Source organism: Nocardioides sp. Z50_6, from assembly GCF_058215755.1.
The window spans coordinates 247503-263069 of record NZ_JBZAJB010000004.1; the positions used below are offsets into that span (position 1 = coordinate 247503).

16 protein-coding genes are annotated in these 15567 nt (G+C 72.2%); 9 read left to right on the plus strand and 7 right to left on the minus strand.

Annotation, left to right across the window (positions count from 1 at the left end):
- Window positions 1-16: 16 nt before the first annotated feature.
- From AC4BGE_RS12100 to AC4BGE_RS12125, 6 genes are all read left to right on the plus strand, one after another.
- Window positions 17-895, plus strand: a complete 879-nt coding sequence (locus AC4BGE_RS12100; RefSeq protein ID WP_490575430.1) for an NUDIX hydrolase — start codon at window positions 17-19, stop codon at window positions 893-895.
- 125 nt (window positions 896-1020) lie between these two features.
- Complete coding sequence (gene pstS, locus AC4BGE_RS12105) at window positions 1021-2121, plus strand: phosphate ABC transporter substrate-binding protein PstS (RefSeq protein ID WP_490575431.1); 1101 nt, start codon at window positions 1021-1023, stop codon at window positions 2119-2121.
- Window positions 2122-2161: 40 nt separating this feature from the next.
- Window positions 2162-3097, plus strand: a complete 936-nt coding sequence (pstC, locus tag AC4BGE_RS12110; RefSeq protein WP_490575432.1) for a phosphate ABC transporter permease subunit PstC — start codon at window positions 2162-2164, stop codon at window positions 3095-3097.
- Between the two features lies 1 nt (window position 3098).
- Window positions 3099-4232: a phosphate ABC transporter permease PstA gene (gene pstA / locus AC4BGE_RS12115; protein ID WP_490575433.1), complete on the plus strand. Its 1134-nt coding sequence runs from the start codon at window positions 3099-3101 to the stop codon at window positions 4230-4232.
- 42 nt (window positions 4233-4274) lie between these two features.
- Window positions 4275-5054: a phosphate ABC transporter ATP-binding protein PstB gene (gene pstB, locus AC4BGE_RS12120; RefSeq protein WP_490571325.1), complete on the plus strand. Its 780-nt coding sequence runs from the start codon at window positions 4275-4277 to the stop codon at window positions 5052-5054.
- A gap of 831 nt (window positions 5055-5885) precedes the next feature.
- The gene (locus AC4BGE_RS12125) at window positions 5886-6200 is read left to right on the plus strand and encodes a DUF559 domain-containing protein (RefSeq protein ID WP_490575434.1); all 315 of its coding nucleotides are present in this window, start codon (window positions 5886-5888) and stop codon (window positions 6198-6200) included.
- 203 nt (window positions 6201-6403) lie between these two features.
- On the opposite strand, the gene AC4BGE_RS12130 is transcribed toward AC4BGE_RS12125, so the two are convergent.
- The 4 genes from AC4BGE_RS12130 to AC4BGE_RS12145 all read right to left on the minus strand — a co-directional run bounded on the left by AC4BGE_RS12130 (window position 6404) and on the right by AC4BGE_RS12145 (window position 11084).
- Window positions 6404-7171, minus strand: coding sequence for a CDP-alcohol phosphatidyltransferase family protein (locus tag AC4BGE_RS12130; RefSeq protein WP_490575435.1), 768 nt, complete (start codon window positions 7169-7171; stop codon window positions 6404-6406).
- Window positions 7172-7205: 34 nt separating this feature from the next.
- A complete protein-coding gene (locus tag AC4BGE_RS12135) occupies window positions 7206-8201 on the minus strand; it encodes an inorganic phosphate transporter (RefSeq protein WP_490571322.1) in 996 nt (331 codons plus the stop codon).
- Window positions 8202-8205: 4 nt separating this feature from the next.
- Window positions 8206-8823: a DUF47 domain-containing protein gene (locus AC4BGE_RS12140; protein ID WP_490571321.1), complete on the minus strand. Its 618-nt coding sequence runs from the start codon at window positions 8821-8823 to the stop codon at window positions 8206-8208.
- Between the two features lie 86 nt (window positions 8824-8909).
- Window positions 8910-11084, minus strand: a complete 2175-nt coding sequence (locus AC4BGE_RS12145; RefSeq protein ID WP_490575436.1) for an RNA degradosome polyphosphate kinase — start codon at window positions 11082-11084, stop codon at window positions 8910-8912.
- Window positions 11085-11154: 70 nt separating this feature from the next.
- Here AC4BGE_RS12145 and AC4BGE_RS12150 point away from each other — a divergent pair, with 70 nt between their 5' ends.
- Window positions 11155-12354: an oxygenase MpaB family protein gene (locus AC4BGE_RS12150; RefSeq protein WP_490575437.1), complete on the plus strand. Its 1200-nt coding sequence runs from the start codon at window positions 11155-11157 to the stop codon at window positions 12352-12354.
- A 52-nt stretch (window positions 12355-12406) separates the two neighbouring features.
- Here AC4BGE_RS12150 and dtd read toward each other — a convergent pair whose 3' ends face one another.
- The gene (gene dtd, locus AC4BGE_RS12155; protein WP_490575438.1) at window positions 12407-12832 is read right to left on the minus strand and encodes a D-aminoacyl-tRNA deacylase; all 426 of its coding nucleotides are present in this window, start codon (window positions 12830-12832) and stop codon (window positions 12407-12409) included.
- Between the two features lie 60 nt (window positions 12833-12892).
- Between dtd and AC4BGE_RS12160 the strand changes: the two genes are divergently transcribed.
- Window positions 12893-13723, plus strand: coding sequence for a beta-keto acid cleavage family enzyme (locus tag AC4BGE_RS12160; protein WP_490575439.1), 831 nt, complete (start codon window positions 12893-12895; stop codon window positions 13721-13723).
- A gap of 238 nt (window positions 13724-13961) precedes the next feature.
- On the opposite strand, the gene AC4BGE_RS12165 is transcribed toward AC4BGE_RS12160, so the two are convergent.
- Window positions 13962-14324: a DsrE family protein gene (locus tag AC4BGE_RS12165; protein WP_490575440.1), complete on the minus strand. Its 363-nt coding sequence runs from the start codon at window positions 14322-14324 to the stop codon at window positions 13962-13964.
- Window positions 14325-14367: 43 nt separating this feature from the next.
- Window positions 14368-15003 carry a hypothetical protein gene (locus AC4BGE_RS12170; RefSeq protein ID WP_490575441.1) on the minus strand — a complete coding sequence of 212 codons (636 nt, stop codon included), beginning with the start codon at window positions 15001-15003 and terminating at the stop codon, window positions 14368-14370.
- Between the two features lie 68 nt (window positions 15004-15071).
- Between AC4BGE_RS12170 and AC4BGE_RS12175 the strand changes: the two genes are divergently transcribed.
- Entirely contained in the window at window positions 15072-15566 is a 495-nt protein-coding gene (locus tag AC4BGE_RS12175; protein ID WP_489964039.1) for a heme-binding beta-barrel domain-containing protein, read from the plus strand.
- Window position 15567 lies beyond the last annotated feature (1 nt).

Below are 15567 nucleotides of genomic sequence, written 5' to 3' on the forward strand. Positions count from 1 at the left end.
GTGTGAGACTGCCGTCATGCCGGCGCAGGGCCCCATCGGGGGTGCGGAGACCGTGGCCGCCGGCGCGGTCGTCAGCCGCCCGGGCCACGAGGTGCTCCTGGTGCACCGCCCCCGCTACGACGACTGGTCCTTCCCCAAGGGCAAGCTCGACCCCGGCGAGCAGCTGCCGGCCTGCGCGGTGCGCGAGGTCGAGGAGGAGACCGGGCTGCGGGTGCGCCTGGGGGTGCCGCTGCCGCGCCAGCGCTACGAGACCGGCGGGCGCGACAAGGTCGTGCACTACTGGGCGGCCCGGGTGCGCGGGGACGACGCGGTCGACCACTACACCCGCGCCGGCGAGATAGACCGCGTCGCGTGGGTGCCGTGGTCGAAGGCGGCCTCCCGGCTGACCTACGCCCGCGATCGCACGACCCTGGAGCACGCCCGGCGGCTGCGGCGTCGCACCGAGGCCCTGGTGGTGCTGCGCCACGCGGTGGCGCTGCCGCGCAAGGGGTGGGACGGCGACGACCGCGAGCGGCCGCTCACCGACGTCGGCGCCGAGCAGGCCCACGCGCTGGCCCCGGTGCTCGACGCGTACGGCGTGACCCGGGTGGTGACCTCCAGCTCCACCCGGTGCGTCGACACCGTCGCGCCGTTGGCCGCCGACGGGCTGGCGATCGAGGCGACCGACGTGCTCAGCGAGGAGGACGCCACCGCCCGGTCGGTGACGGCGCTGGTCACCCGGCTGCTCGACACCGAGGAGTGCGCGGTGGTGTGCACCCATCGTCCGGTGCTGCCCGACGTCCTGGCCGCCCTCGGGCTGCCGATGACGCGGCTCGAGAAGGGCGGCATGGTGGTGGTCCACCACCGCGGTCGCCGGGTGGTCGCGACCGAGCTGCTCGGCGCCCCCCGGGCCTGAGGGCGCGGGATTCGACCAACTCCCCACCCCCGTTCACCCGGCGTTCACCGGCGCCCGGGGCGATGGTCACCTCGACGGTCTTCACTCCTGTTGTCAGCACTCATGAAGACTCAGGAGACAACGAAGTGACGAGCACTTCCTTCCGCCGGGTGATCGTCCCCGGTATCGCGGCCCTGACCCTGACCCTCTCGGCCTGCGGCGCGGCCAACGAGCAAGCCTCCGCCGACGGCGAGTCGCCGTCCGGCCTCTCCGGCACCCTCAACGGGGGTGGTGCCAGCTCGCAGGAGGCCGCCCAGAACGCCTGGCGCGCCGGCTTCCAGCAGGCCAACCCCGACGTGACCGTCAACTACGACCCCACCGGCTCGGGCGGCGGCCGCGAGGGCTTCGTCTCCGGCGGCTTCGCCTTCGCCGGCTCCGACTCCTACCTCGACGACGACGAGGGCGAGCTCTCCGCGGCCACGGAGCGGTGCACCGCGGCGCCGATCGAGATCCCCAACTACGTCTCTCCCATCGCGGTCGTCTTCAACGTCGAGGGCGTCGACGAGCTGAACCTGACCCCCGAGGTGATCGCCGGGATCTTCAACGGCAAGATCACCCGCTGGGACGACCCGGCCATCGTCGAGACCAACCCCGACGCCGACCTGCCGGACGCCGCCATCACCGCCGTCCACCGCTCCGACGAATCGGGCACCACCGGGAACTTCACCCACTACCTCTCGGTGGTGGCCCCCGACGCCTGGCCGCACGGCGAGGTGGAGGAGTGGCCGATCAAGGCCGGGGAGGGCGCCAACCAGACCTCCGGCGTCGTCTCCGCGGTCGGCAACGGCGTCAACAGCATCGGCTACGCCGACGCCAGCCAGGCCGGGGAGCTGGGCGTCGCCCGGGTCCAGGTGGGCGAGGAGTTCGTGGCGCCGACCGCGGAGGCCGCCGCCAAGATCCTCGAGGTCTCCCCGCGGGTCGAGGGCCGTGCCGAGACCTCCATGGTCTTCGACCTCGACTACGAGACCGACGAGGCCGGCGTCTACCCGATCGTGCTGACCTCCTACCTGATGGCGTGCGGCACCTACGAGGACGCCGCCACCGCCGAGCTGGTCAAGGGCTACCTGACCTACGTCCTCAGCGACGAGGGCCAGGCCACCGCCCAGGAGAACGCCGGCTCCGCGCCGCTCGCGGACTCCCTCGCCGAGGAGGCGCAGCGCCACGTCGACGCCATCTCCGCCGGGTGACCCCCGCCCTCCCCGCGTGACCGGACCAGGAAGGACCCTCGTGCCCACGGCAACCACCGAGCGTGCTGCCGCCCCCGTCAGGGTGCGGCGTACCGGCGACCTCGTCTTCGCCGGGCTGGCGCGTGCCGCCGGGATCCTCATCCTGGTCGCCCTCGCCGGGGTCGCCCTCTTCCTCACCATCGAGGGCGTCCCGGCCATCACGGCCCCGTCGGAGCGGATCGGCGCCGACAACATCGTCGTCTACGTCTGGCCGCTCCTCTTCGGCACCCTGCTGGCTGCCCTGCTGGCGATCCTGGTGGCGGCCCCGCTGAGCATCGCGCTGGCGCTGGTCATCTCCCACTACGCCCCGCGGCGCCTGGCGAAGCCGATCGGCTACCTGATCGACCTGCTCGCCGCCGTGCCCTCGGTGGTCTACGGGCTGTGGGGGATCCAGTTCTTCGCCCCGCGCGTCCACCCGGTCTACGAGTGGCTGGCCGAGCACCTGGGCTGGCTGCCCTTCTTCGAGGGCCCGGCCAACGGACGCTCCATCCTGACCGCCGGCCTGGTGCTGGCGATCATGGCGCTGCCGATCATCACCGCCATCTGCCGCGAGATCTTCGCCCAGACCCCCACCCTCCACCAGGAGGCGGCCCTGGCCCTGGGCGCGACCCGGTGGGAGATGATCCGGATGACCGTCTTCCCCTACGCCCGGTCGGGGATGATCTCCGCGGTCATGCTCGGCCTGGGCCGGGCGCTGGGCGAGACGATGGCGGTCGCCATGGTCCTCTCCGCGACCGGGGTGATCACCTTCAACCTGATCTCCTCGGTCAACCCGTCGACCATCGCCGCCAACATCGCGCTCGGGTTCCCCGAGGCCTCCGGGGTGCGGGTCAACGTGCTGATCTTCTCCGGCCTGGTGCTCTTCGTCGTCACCTTCGTCGTCAACTTCCTCGCCCGGCTCATCGCCACGCGGGGCGCCGTGAAGGGAGGTCGCTGAGATGGAGACCCCGACGCACCTGAAGACGCAGCCCGACGCCTCGGCCACGCAGCCGTCCGGCTCCGAGGGCGACGCCGCTCCCGCCGCCGCGCCGGCCGGGTCGATCCCGCTGGTCCGCCCGCAGCTTCCCGCCCAGGCGCCGGCCCTGGTCCTCGCCCTGGCCGTCGCCGTCGGAGCGCTGCCGATGGTCGTCCTCGGCTGGGGGCCGGTCGCCGGTGTGCTGGTCGCGGCCCTCACCCACCTGGTCGCGCTACCGGTCTGGTCCGGCGCCGTGGAGGGCTCGCGCAGGGCCCGCGACCGGTTGGCCACCTCCCTGATGTGGGGCGCCTTCGGGCTGGCCATGGTGCCGCTGATCAGCCTGCTGTGGCAGGTGATCGGCAACGGGGTCCCGGCGCTGTCGCGCGAGTTCTTCACCTTCTCGATGCGCAACGTCGTCGGCGAGGGCGGCGGGATCTACCACGCCATCCTGGGCACCCTGATCATCACCGCCTGGGCGGCGGCGATCTCGGTGCCGATCGGCGTGATGGCGGCGATCTACCTCGTCGAGTACGGCGCCGGCACCCGCACCGCCCGGGTGATCACCTTCCTGGTCGACGTGATGACCGGCATCCCCTCGATCGTGGCCGGTCTCTTCGCCTACGCGCTCTTCGTGCTCTTCTTCGGCCCCGGGGTCCGGATGGGGTTCGGTGGGTCGGTGGCGCTGGCGGTGCTGATGATCCCGATCGTGGTCCGCTCCACCGAGGAGATGCTCAAGCTGGTGCCCGACGAGCTGCGCGAGGCGTCGTACGCCCTGGGCGTGGCCAAGTGGCGCACCGTGACCAAGGTGGTGCTGCCCACCTCGATGGCCGGCATCGTCACCGGGGTGATGCTGGCCGTGGCCCGGGTCGCCGGCGAGACCGCGCCGCTGCTCATCATCGCCGGCGACACCGACTCGGTGAACCTCAACGCGTTCGCCGAGCGGATGGCGACCCTGCCGGTCTTCATCTACTACTCCTACATGCAGCCGGGGATCCCGCCCGAGTTCGGCCGGGAGCGGGCCTGGGGCGCCGCGTTGGTGCTCATCGCGATCGTGATGACGCTCAACCTGCTGGCCCGTGCGATCGGCCGGCGCTTCGCCCCCAAGACCGGCCGCTGACCCGCTTTCCCGACGAAGCACCAGAGAGAGAACGACGAACCGATGGCCAAGAGCATCGACATCTCCGACCTCGACATCTACTACGGCGACTTCCTCGCCGTCCAGGGTGTCACCATGACGATCCGCTCGCGGTCGGTGACCGCGTTCATCGGCCCGTCCGGCTGCGGGAAGTCGACCTTCCTGCGCTCGCTCAACCGGATGCACGAGGTGATCCCGGGCGCGCGGGTCGAGGGCAAGGTGGTGGTCGACGGCCAGTCGCTCTACGACCCCGGGGTCGACCCGGTGGAGGTGCGGCGCCAGATCGGGATGGTCTTCCAGCGCCCCAACCCCTTCCCCACCATGTCGATCTACGAGAACGTGCTGGCCGGCAACCGGCTCAACGCGCGCAAGATGAAGAAGGCCGAGGCCGACGAGATCGTGGAGCGGTCGCTGCGCGGCGCCAACCTGTGGAACGAGGTCAAGGACCGGCTCGGCAAGCCCGGGATGGGCCTCTCGGGGGGCCAGCAGCAGCGGCTCTGCATCGCCCGCGCGATCGCGGTCGAGCCCCAGGTGCTGCTGATGGACGAGCCCTGCTCGGCGCTCGACCCGATCTCGACCGCCGCCATCGAGGACCTCATCCACGAGCTCAAGAGCGACTACACGATCGTGATCGTGACCCACAACATGCAGCAGGCGGCCCGGGTCTCCGACGAGACCGGCTTCTTCAACCTCAAGGCCACCGGCGAGCCGGGCCACCTGGTCGAGTTCAACTCGACCCAGAAGATGTTCGCCAACCCCGACGACCCCTCCACCGAGGCCTACATCTCCGGCCGCTTCGGCTGACCCGCCCCGCCCCCTCCCGCGGGACGTCATCACGAGCGGTCGTCGGGGCAGCCCTTCCCGATGACGTCCGGGCGTCGGCAGCCGCCCTCCCGCCCCCCTCCCGCGGGACGTCATCACGAGCGGTCGTCGGGGGAGCCGCTCCCGATGACGCCCGAAGAGGGCGCGGGGACGGCGGCGGCCTGGGGACGACGTACTCCTCCACAGGGCTGCGCGCTCGCGCGAGCAGCGCCGTGGCCTGCTCAGGCAGGTTCGTCACCATGTCACCGCAGGGACCGCGCCCCGCCATCGAGCTCCGTCACGCGCGTCGCCGCCGGGCGGCCGCGCTGGCCGCGCCCCAGGCCGGCATCGTGTCCCGTCGCCAGCTGTACGCCGCCGGCGTCACCCGGGCGGAGGTCCGCGCCCAGGTCCGCGCGGAGCGCTGGCGGCGGACCGGGCGGCAGACGCTCGCCGTCCACACGGGTCCTCTCGACGACCGGGCGAGGGAGTGGGTGGCGGTGCTGGAGGCCGGACCACGTGCCTGCCTCGACGGCGTCTCCGCACTCGTCGCGGCAGGCCTCAAGGGGTTCGATGCCGACAGCATCCGCGTCTCGCTGCCGCGCGGTGCCCTGGTCACCCGGGTACCGGGTGTCGACATGCGGCAGACCCGGAGGTGGAACGCGGCGGACGTCGTGCCGCAGGGCGTGCCGAGGACGCAGCCCCACGTGGCTGCGATCCGTGCCGCGCTCTGGGCGCGGACTCGGCGGCAGGCTGCGCTCATCCTCACCATGGCCGTCCAGCAGGGGCTGACCACTCCGGAGCTGCTACTTCGCGCGCGAGTGCCGGAGCCGTGGCTTGCCGGAGCCCACCCGGCAGGTGCGTCGCAGAAGTGCCCACGGCACGCACTTCCTCGACGTCATGTGGGAGGAGTGGGGGGTCGTCGTCGAGGTCGACGGCGCGCACCACCAGTGGGCCTCGGTGGTGGTGCCCGATGCGCTTCGCCAGAACGAGATGACCATGCACGGAGCGTTGGTGCTGCGACTGCCGCTGCTCGGCCTGCGCGTGGCCCCCGACGACTTCTTCCGCCAGGTCGCCCGGGCCCTCGCCTCGCGGGGCTGCCCCCTCCCGCGGGACGTCATCGTCAGCGGTGCCTGGGGCGACCAGTCGTGATGACGTCCGCCCGGGGCGTCCGCGGCTGCCGCGGGACGTCATCGTCAGCGGTGCCTCGGGCGACGAGTTGTGATGACGTACGCCCGGGGCGGCCGCGGCTGCCGCGGGACGTCATCGTCAGCGGTGCCTCGGGCGACCAGTCGTGATGACGTACGGCGGGCGGTCGGCGGGCGGCGTACGGCGGGCGGGCGCGCGGGAGTGCGTCAGACGAGCTGGCGCTCGCGCCGGGCGTCGCGGTGCGCCACCACGGTCCGACCCGCGCTGCGGGCGGTGAGCCACAGGCTGACCGCGACGTAGTAGGCGACGTAGACCAGCGAGAGGGCGACCAGCAGGTCGGGGGGGTCGGGCAGGTCGGCGGTGATGAGACCGAAGAGGACGAGCCAGAGCGACGCCAGCGTCATGTTGACCGCCCACAGCGCGGGGGTGCGGGAGGGGTAGACGTACTTGACCGGCACGAAGACCAGGACGGCGAGCACCAGGATCAGCGCGGCCGTGACGGTCTCGCTGAGGCCGAGGACGACGGCGTAGAAGGCGACGATGTTCCAGTAGCTGGGGAAGCCCAGGAAGAAGTGGTCGTCGGTCTTGGCGTCGGTGCGGCAGAACTGGTAGCAGGAGGCCAGCAGCGGGACGGCCGCGCAGACGCCGCCCAGCCACCCCGCCGGCAGGTAGCCGTTGGCCCACAGCAGCACCATCGGGGCGAAGACGTAGGTGATGTAGTCGACGATGTTGTCGAGCAGTGCGCCGTCGAAGCCCGGCAGCACCTCCTTGACCCGCAGTCGCCGGGCCAGCATCCCGTCGGTGCCGTCGATCACCATCGCGACGAGGAAGAGCCAGAGCACCAGCTCGACCCGGCCCTCGTAGGAGAAGTGCACCATCAGCAGGGCCAGCACGGAGCCGACCGCGGTGTAGGCGTGCACGGCCGTGGCGGTGATCCGCTGGACCGGCGTGGGCCCGCCGGTCGACGAGATCATGGCAGAAGGATAGGGGTCGAAGGTCCCGGAAGGATCACGGCAGCCAGAGGTGGGCGATCCAGTAGCAGATCGCGGCCACCAGGCCGGCCGCCGGGAAGGTGAGGATCCAGGCGGCGAGGATCGACTTCGCCACGCCCCAGCGCACCGCGGAGAGGCGCTTGGTGGCGCCCACGCCCATCACCGCGGAGGTGATGGTGTGGGTGGTGGAGATCGGCGCCTCCCACACGTAGGCGGTGGTGTAGAGCACCGAGGCCGCCACCGACTCGGCGGCGAAGCCGCGGGGCGGGTCGAGGTGGATGATCCGGCGGCCCAGGGTGCGCATGATCCGCCAGCCGCCGGACCAGGTGCCGAGCGAGATCGCGGTGGCCGCGGCGATGATCACCCACAGGGGCAGCCCGTCGCCCTCGGAGACGTGGCCGCCGGCCAGCAGGGCGAGGAAGATGACGCCCATCGTCTTCTGCGCGTCCTGGAGGCCGTGACCGAGCGCCATCGCAGCGGCGGAGATGGTCTGGGCGATCTTGAAGCCCCGGTTGGCCTTGGAGGGGTTGGCCCGGCGGGCCGCCCACATGATGCCGAGCATGACCACGAAGCCGAGCGTGAAGGCGACCAGCGGCGAGAGGATCATCGGGATCGCGACCTTGGCGACCACGGTGTCCCACTTGACGAAGACGCCCGCGGCCAGCGCGGCGCCCACCAGGCCGCCGATCAGGGCGTGCGAGGAGGAGGAGGGGAGACCGAAGTACCAGGTGATCATGTTCCACGCGATGGCGCCCAGCAGGCCCGCCATCACGATGGTCAGGGCATGGCTGCCCAGCCCGGGATCGATGACGTCGGAGACCGTGTGGGCCACCTTCTGGCCGAGGAAGGCCCCGACGAAGTTCATGACGGCCGCCATCCCGAGCGCGACCCGCGGCGTCAGTGCCCGGGTCGAGACCGAGGTGGCGATCGCGTTGGCGGCGTCGTGGAAGCCGTTGGTGTAGTCGAAGACGAGGGCGACGACGACCACCGCGATGACGATCGCGAGCTCCATCGGGTCAGGACTCCTTGACCGCGATCTGCTCCACCGTGTTGGCGACCTTCTCGAAGGCGTCGATGGCGCCCTCGAGGGACTCGACGACGTCCTTGAGCTTGAGCACCTCCAGCGCCTCGTACTTGCCGCTGAAGAGGCTGGCCAGGATGCGCCGGTAGCTCTTGTCGCCGCTGTTCTCGAGACGGTTGATCTCGATCCAGTAGTCGTTGAGGTCGGCCATCGACTTCAGCCGCGGCATCGCCTTGGCGGTCAGCTCGGCGCAGCGCTGGATGACCTCGACCTGGTTGGACAGCTCGGAGGGCAGGTTGCGCACCTCGTAGAGCAGGATGAGGTCGACCGCCTCCTCCATCATGTCCATGATGTCGTCGAGGCCCGAGGCGAGGTCGTAGATGTCCTCGCGGTCGAACGGCGTGACGAAGGTGGAGTTGACCCGGCGGATGATCGCGTGGGTCGTCTCGTCGGCGGCGTGCTCGGCCTCGCGCATGCGCCGGGCGACGTCGTCACGGTCGGACTCGTCCGACAGCATCTCGGCGAGGATGTCGGCGCCCCTCACGAGGTGGGTGCCGAACTCACTGAAGAGGTCGTAGAAGGAAGACTCGACGGGGCGGAACCTGAAACCCACGGACAACTCCTGGTGAGCAGGACGGGAACGACTTCACTTTACGGGCACGACGACGTCGGAACGCAAGTCAGGGCCTCCGTCCGGGCTCAGCGACGCCGGCGCTGGCGCTCGATGAGCGCCGACTGGAGGTGCACGTCACCCTGGTGGCGGCGCCACTCGCCGTCGGCTCCGAGCTCCCAGGCGCGGGTCCCGGGGTCGAAGGCGAGGTCGAGGACCGCGCCGAGCCGGTCGCGGTTGGCGTCGTCGGGCAGCCGCACCAGGACCTCGACCCGGCGGTCGAGGTTGCGGTGCATCATGTCGGCGGAGCCGATCCAGGCGGTCGGCTCGCCGCCGTTCTCGAACCAGAAGATCCGGCTGTGCTCCAGGAACCGGCCCAGCACCGAGCGCACCTGCACGGTCTCCGAGAGTCCGGGCACGCCGGGGCGCAGGGCACAGATGCCGCGGACCAGCAGCTGCACCGGCACGCCCGCCTGGGAGGCGAGGTACAGCGAGTCGATGACGGCCTCGTCGACCACCGAGTTGGCCTTGATCCGGATCCGCGCGGGGCGGCCGGCCAGGTGGTGGGCCACCTCGGCGTGGATCTGGTCGATCAGCCCGCTCCGGACGGTCGAGGGGGCCACCAGGAGGGTGTCGTAGGTGGCGTCGCGCGAGATCCCCGAGAGGTTGTTGAAGAGGTGGGCGACGTCCTCACCGATGGCGTCGTTGCAGGTCAGCAGCCCGAGGTCCTCGTAGGTACGGGCGGTCTTGGGGTTGTAGTTGCCCGTCCCGATGTGGGTGTAGCGACGGATCCCGTCGGGGTCCTCGCGGACCACCATCGCCAGCTTGCAGTGGGTCTTGAGGCCCACCAGGCCGTAGACCACGTGACACCCGGCCTGCTCGAGCTTGCGCGCCCAGCGGATGTTGGCCTGCTCGTCGAACCGGGCCTTGATCTCCACGATCACCAGCACCTGCTTGCCGGCCTCGGCGGCGTCGACGAGGGCGTCGATGATCGGGGAGTCGCCCGAGGTCCGGTAGAGGGTCTGCTTGATGGCCAGCACGTGCGGGTCGGCGGCCGCCTGCTCGAGGAAGCGCTGCACCGAGGTCGCGAAGGAGTCGTAGGGGTGGTGCAGCAGCACGTCGTGACGGCGTAGGGCCTCGAAGACGTCGACCGGTGAGGCGGACTCGACCTCGGCCAGCAGGGGGTGGGTGGTGGGCACGAACGCCGGGTACTGCAGGTCCTCGCGGGGCAGGTCGGCGATGCCGTGCAGCCCGCGCAGGTCCAGCGGCCCCGGCAGGGCGAAGACCTCGTCGGGCTGGACGCCCAGCTCGGAGACGAGCAGGTCGCGCATCCGGTTGCTCATGGAGTCCTCGACCTCCAGGCGCACCGGAGGGCCGAACTTGCGGCGCAGCAGCTCCTTCTCCAGGGCCTTGAGGAGGTTCTCGGCGTCGTCCTCCTCGACCTCGAGGTCCTCGTTGCGGGTGACCCGGAAGGTGTGGGAGCGGACGACCTCCATCCCCGGGAAGAGCCGCTTGAGGTGCTCGCGGATGACGTCCTCGAGCGGCACGAACCGCTGGTTGCCCAGGGGCACGAAGCGGCTGAAGATCTGGGGCACCTTGACCCGCGCGAAGTGCTCGGTGCCGGCCTCGGGGTCGCGCACGATCACGGCCAGGTTGAGCGAGAGGCCGGAGATGTAGGGGAAGGGGTGGGCGGGGTCGACCGCGAGCGGGGTGAGCACGGGGAAGACCCGCTCCTTGAAGATCCGCTTGCAGTACTTCTGCTCCTCGCGGGTCAGCTGGTCCCAGCGGACCAGCTCGATGCCCTCGTCGCGCAGCGCCGGGATGACCTCGTCGAGGAAGAGCCTGGCCTGGCGCTGCATCAGCTCGCCGGCCTGGCGCGAGATGTGCTCCAGGATCTCCCGGGGCAGCAGCCCGGAGGCGGCCCGGACGGCGACCCCGGCCGCGATCCGTCGCTTGAGCCCGGCGACCCGGACCATGAAGAACTCGTCGAGGTTGCTGGTGAAGATCGCCAGGAAGCGGGCGCGCTCCAGCAGCGGCACGGAGGGGTCCTCTGCCAGCTCCAGGACCCGCTCGTTGAAGCGCAGCCAGGAGAGCTCGCGGTCCAGGAAGCGGTCGTCGTACTGCTCCACCGCGGCGACGGTCTCGGCATCGGGGACGTAGGGCGGCTCGACGTCGAAGGTGTCGGGCGCGTGGGCGAAAGGCGCGGCCTCGACCGGCCCCTCCGCACTGCTGGCGCCGAGGTGGAGGGGGAGCGGGGAGGACATGTTGTCAGTGTGGCACTGCTCGGTGAACGCGGGGGTGACACGGTGGGTGGGGGTCCCTAGGGTTCCTGGAATGCCAGGCAACACGATGCTCTCGGACCACCCCGCGCGTGCCGTCCCGCGCCGCTACCGGCTCGACCCGCGCTGGTCCGAGCGGGCCGCGGCGCCGCTGCGGCTGGTCGCCGGCCCGGGTGCCCGGCCCACGTCCGCCGACGTGGCCCGGCTCCAGGAGGCGTTGCTGCGCCGCGACGAGCCCGGGGCGGCGCTGGCCGGCGCGATCCGCCGCGACCGCAGCGTCACCATGGGGCAGGTGACGCACGCCCTCGAGCGCGGCGTCGACGACGACACGCCCCCGGCGCTGCGCGCCTTCGCGGCCACCCTGGAGCCGCGCCCCGACTGGGTCGACGACGAGCTGCTGGAGCGGGGGGCGCTGGCCTGCCGCCGGTTCGGGGTCGACGGGCTGCGGGTGCTGGGCCTGGGGTCGCTGCTGGGGGGCTACCGCACCGCTGCGGCGCTGGAGCCGCTGGTGCGGACCGGGCGGCTGCTGGGCTCCGACGCCGGGCGGCGGCTGGCCGAGACCACCGCGTGGTGGCTGGCGATCACCGCCCCCGGCGGGCTCGCGCCCCGGGCGCCGGGGTGGCGCGCGGCCGTCCACGTGAGGCTGGTGCACGCGATGATCAACGACCAGCTCGAGCGCGCCGACGACTGGGACTGGGAGCTGCGCGGCACCCCGATCAACCAGTACGACCAGGCCAGCACGTTGGGGGTCTTCAGCACCAGCTTCCTGCTGCACGCGAGGCTGCTCGGCCACCGTGTCTCCCGCCGCGACGGCGACGCGGTCATGCACCTGTGGTCCTACGTGGGGTGGCTGATGGGGGTGGAGGAGGAGTGGCTGCCGCGCACCGAGCGGATCGGTCGCCGGTTGCTCTACCGGTTCCTCGCCGGCGACCCGCCGCCCGACCAGAACAGCCGCGACCTCGCCCGCGCCCTGATCGCGTCGATCGACTCCGTCGAGCGCGGCCGCCTGGCCGCCTGCTGGGAGCGGGAGCGGACGTTGAGCACCGCCACCGGACTCCTCGGCCTCGGCGCGATGCGCGACCTGGGCCTCCCGGTCCGCCCGCCCTGGTTCAACGCCTGGCGGATGGCGGTCAACGTGCCCCTGACCCACGGCGTCGGCCGGCTCCCGGGGACGGCCCAGATGCGGCTGCGGCTCGGCAACGCCTCGATCCGGCGCGAGCTGCAGCGGCTGGAGCAGGACACCAGCGGGGTCTGACGGAGCGGGCCGGGCGGACAGCGGTCCCGGCGGTCCCGCGGTGGGCGCCGGCTCAGCGCTCGAGGAGCAGCGTGAACGGACCGTCGTTGACCGACTCCACCTGCATGTCGGCGCCGAAGATCCCCTTCTCCACCCGCGCTCCCAGCGCCTGCAGCTCGCCGCAGAACTGGTCGTACACCGGCTCGCTGACCGGCCCCGGCGCGGCGGCCGCCCAGGTGGGTCGCCGCCCCTTCACCGCGTCGCCGTAGAGGGTGAACTGGCTGACCACCAGGATCGGCGCGTCCACCTCGCTGGCCGAGCGCTCCTCGGGCAGCACCCGCAGGCTCCACACCTTCCGGGCCATCCAGGTGATCTCGTCCGGGCCGTCGTCGTGGGTGACCCCGAGATAGACCAACAGTCCCGGCCCGTGCAGCTGCCCCACAACTCTTCCGTCCACAGAGACCGAAGCCGACACCACTCGCTGAACCACGGCGCGCACGAAGAACATCCTCCTGTTCGATGCTGGGGCAGTTGAGTCCGAGTCTGCCAGCATGGGTCCATGCCAGGCCCCCTGCTCATCACCGTCGCCCCGACCGGCGCCGAGACCTCCAAGGCCGACTGCCCCCAGCTGCCCAGCACGCTGGAGGAGCTGGTCGCCACCGCGCGGGAGTGCGAGGCCGCCGGGGCGGCGATGATCCACGTGCACGTCCGCGACGCCGAGCACCGGCCCACCCTGGACGGCGGCCGGCTGCGCGAGACGGTCGCCGCGCTGCGCGAGAGCACGGACCTGGTGGTGCAGCTCTCGACCGGCGGATCGGTCCACGACCCGCTCGCCGAGCGGCTCAAGGTGCTCGACGCGGAGCCCGACTCCTGCAGCCTCACCATGGGCACCACCAACTTCGGCGACGACGTCTTCCTCAACCCGTGGCCCTTCGTGGTCGAGCTCTACCAGCTGGCCCAGGAGCGGGCGGTGGTGCCGGAGTTCGAGCTCTTCGACCTCGGACAGGTGCACGCGTTGACCCGGCTGCTGGACCGCTACGGGCTGCCGGCCGGCGGCAGGGTCCACGTCGACCTGGTGATGGGGGTGCCGGGCGGGATGGACGGCACCGCGGACGCCATGGTCGCCGCCGTCCGCGACCTGCCGCCGCAGGTCACCTCCTGGTCGGCGACCGGCATCGGTCGCTCCACGCTGCCGGTGATGCTGGCCTCGCTCAGCAAGGGCGGTCACCTGCGGGTCGGGATGGAGGACGTGCTGACGATCAGCCGCGGCGTACCGGTGGAGTCCAACGCCCAGCTCGTACGCCGCGCGGTCGCGGCCGGCGAGCTGGCCCAGCGCGAGCCGATGACTCCCGCCGCGGCGCGCGAGCTGCTCGGCGTCCGCCCCGCCTGACGCCCGCCCGCGGGCTTGCCGGCGCGGTGGGTTCGCCGGACGGCGGGTTCGCCGGACGTCATGGTGGGTGGCGCCTGGGGCGACCGCTGGTGATGACGTCCCGCGCGCTCCCGCCGGACGTCATCGTGGGTGGCGCCTGGGGCGACCGCTGGTGATGACGTCCCGCGCGCTCCCGCCGGAGGTCATCGCGAGCGGTGGCCCCGGCGACCGATGGTGATGACGTCCGCGGCGGGGGGGGTCAGTAGACCAGCGCCTGGACGCCCTCCCCGAGGACCTCCTCGGCGAAGAGCGCCGCGCCGGCCACCCGTACGCCGGGCACCATGTCGGCCTCGACGAGCCCGCGTCGGGCGGCGCACTGGGAGCAGACGGTCAGCCGGCCGGCGCCGAGCACGGCGTCGCGCAGCTGGGACAGCGGCGTGGCCAGCGGCAGGTCGAACTCCTCGGCGCGCCCCGGCACCCCCATCCAGGCGGCGTCGCCGGTGAGCCAGAGGGAGACGTCCGCACCGGCGGCGGTCGCCGCCGCCGCGACGGTGAACGCCTGGTTGAGGCGCTCGGCGTCCTCGGCTCCGCAGGTGACCTTGACGACCAGTGCGCGACTCATGGGGCCACTCTAGGTCGGGGCCCGTCCGGCGTCGCCCGGCTGCTCAGCCCAGGGCCGAGAGCAGCGCGGCGGCGGTGGCGAGCGCTTCGTCGGTGAGCCGCTGCCGGGGAAACGGGTCCTGCGGCGAGGGCATCGTCGAGGCGAAGACCTGGACGACGGTGGCGTCGACGGCGGCGATCACCTGGAGGGCGGGCTGGGCCTGCGACCCGCCCTGGACCAGCCAGGCCTCGCTCCCGTCGTCGAGCGTGGCGCGCGCGATCTCCCCGCCGGGCAGCTCCACCTCGTCCTTCAGCTCCGCGAAGGTCGGGGAAGACGCACCGGCCCTCTCCTCGAGGTACCACCAGATCCACACGCCGCGCTCGTCGGCCGACTCGGGCTCGCAGACCAGGGTCTCCCGGGGCTTGCGCGGCTCGATGGCGGCCTGCGTCACCCCGGTGATCCGGGCGAGCTGGTCCGCGGAGAGCAGGCACTGCGCCGCGTCGGGCGCGGCACCATCCTCGGACGGCGTCTCGGTCGCGGCGGGGGAGGCCGGATCGGGGGCCGGGCTGGGCGCCTCCTCGGTCGCCTGCCCCTGGCACCCTGCCAGCAGCCCTGCCAGCAGCAGGGTGCACGCGGCGAGCGAGAGGGTGCCGGCGCGCCGCCGGGGGCGGGGCGGGCGGTGCGTCGGCTTCAGTCCCATGCCCGGGTCCATCCCCCCGCGAGCCGTCTGCCAAACCGGGCGGCCCGGCGCCGCACTACAGTGGCGGTATGCCGTTCGAGCTCCCCGACAACCTGCACCCCAACTGCGGCCCGGTCGCCTGGCTGCTCGGCACCTGGCGCGGCAACGGCCACGGCGACTACCCGACGATCGAGAAGTTCCAGTTCGGCCAGGAGCTGATCTTCACCCACGACGGCCGGCCGTTCTTCCACTACATGTCCCGCGCGTGGGTCCTCGACGAGAACGGCGAGAAGGTCCGTGACGGCGCCATCGAGACCGGCTTCCTGCGCTGCCCCGAGCCCGGCAAGGTCGAGTTCCTGCTCGCGCACAACACCGGGTTCGTCGAGGTCTGGTACGGCGAGGCCACCGGCGGCAAGCTCGACCTGACCACCGACGCGGTGGTCCGCACCGAGTCGGCCAAGGAGGTCACCGCGGGCAAGCGGCTCTACGGCAACGTCGAGGGCGACCTGCTCTACGCCTACGACATGGCCGCGGTGGGCCAGGCGCTGCAGCCTCACCTGTGGGCGCGCCTGAAGCGGGCGTGAG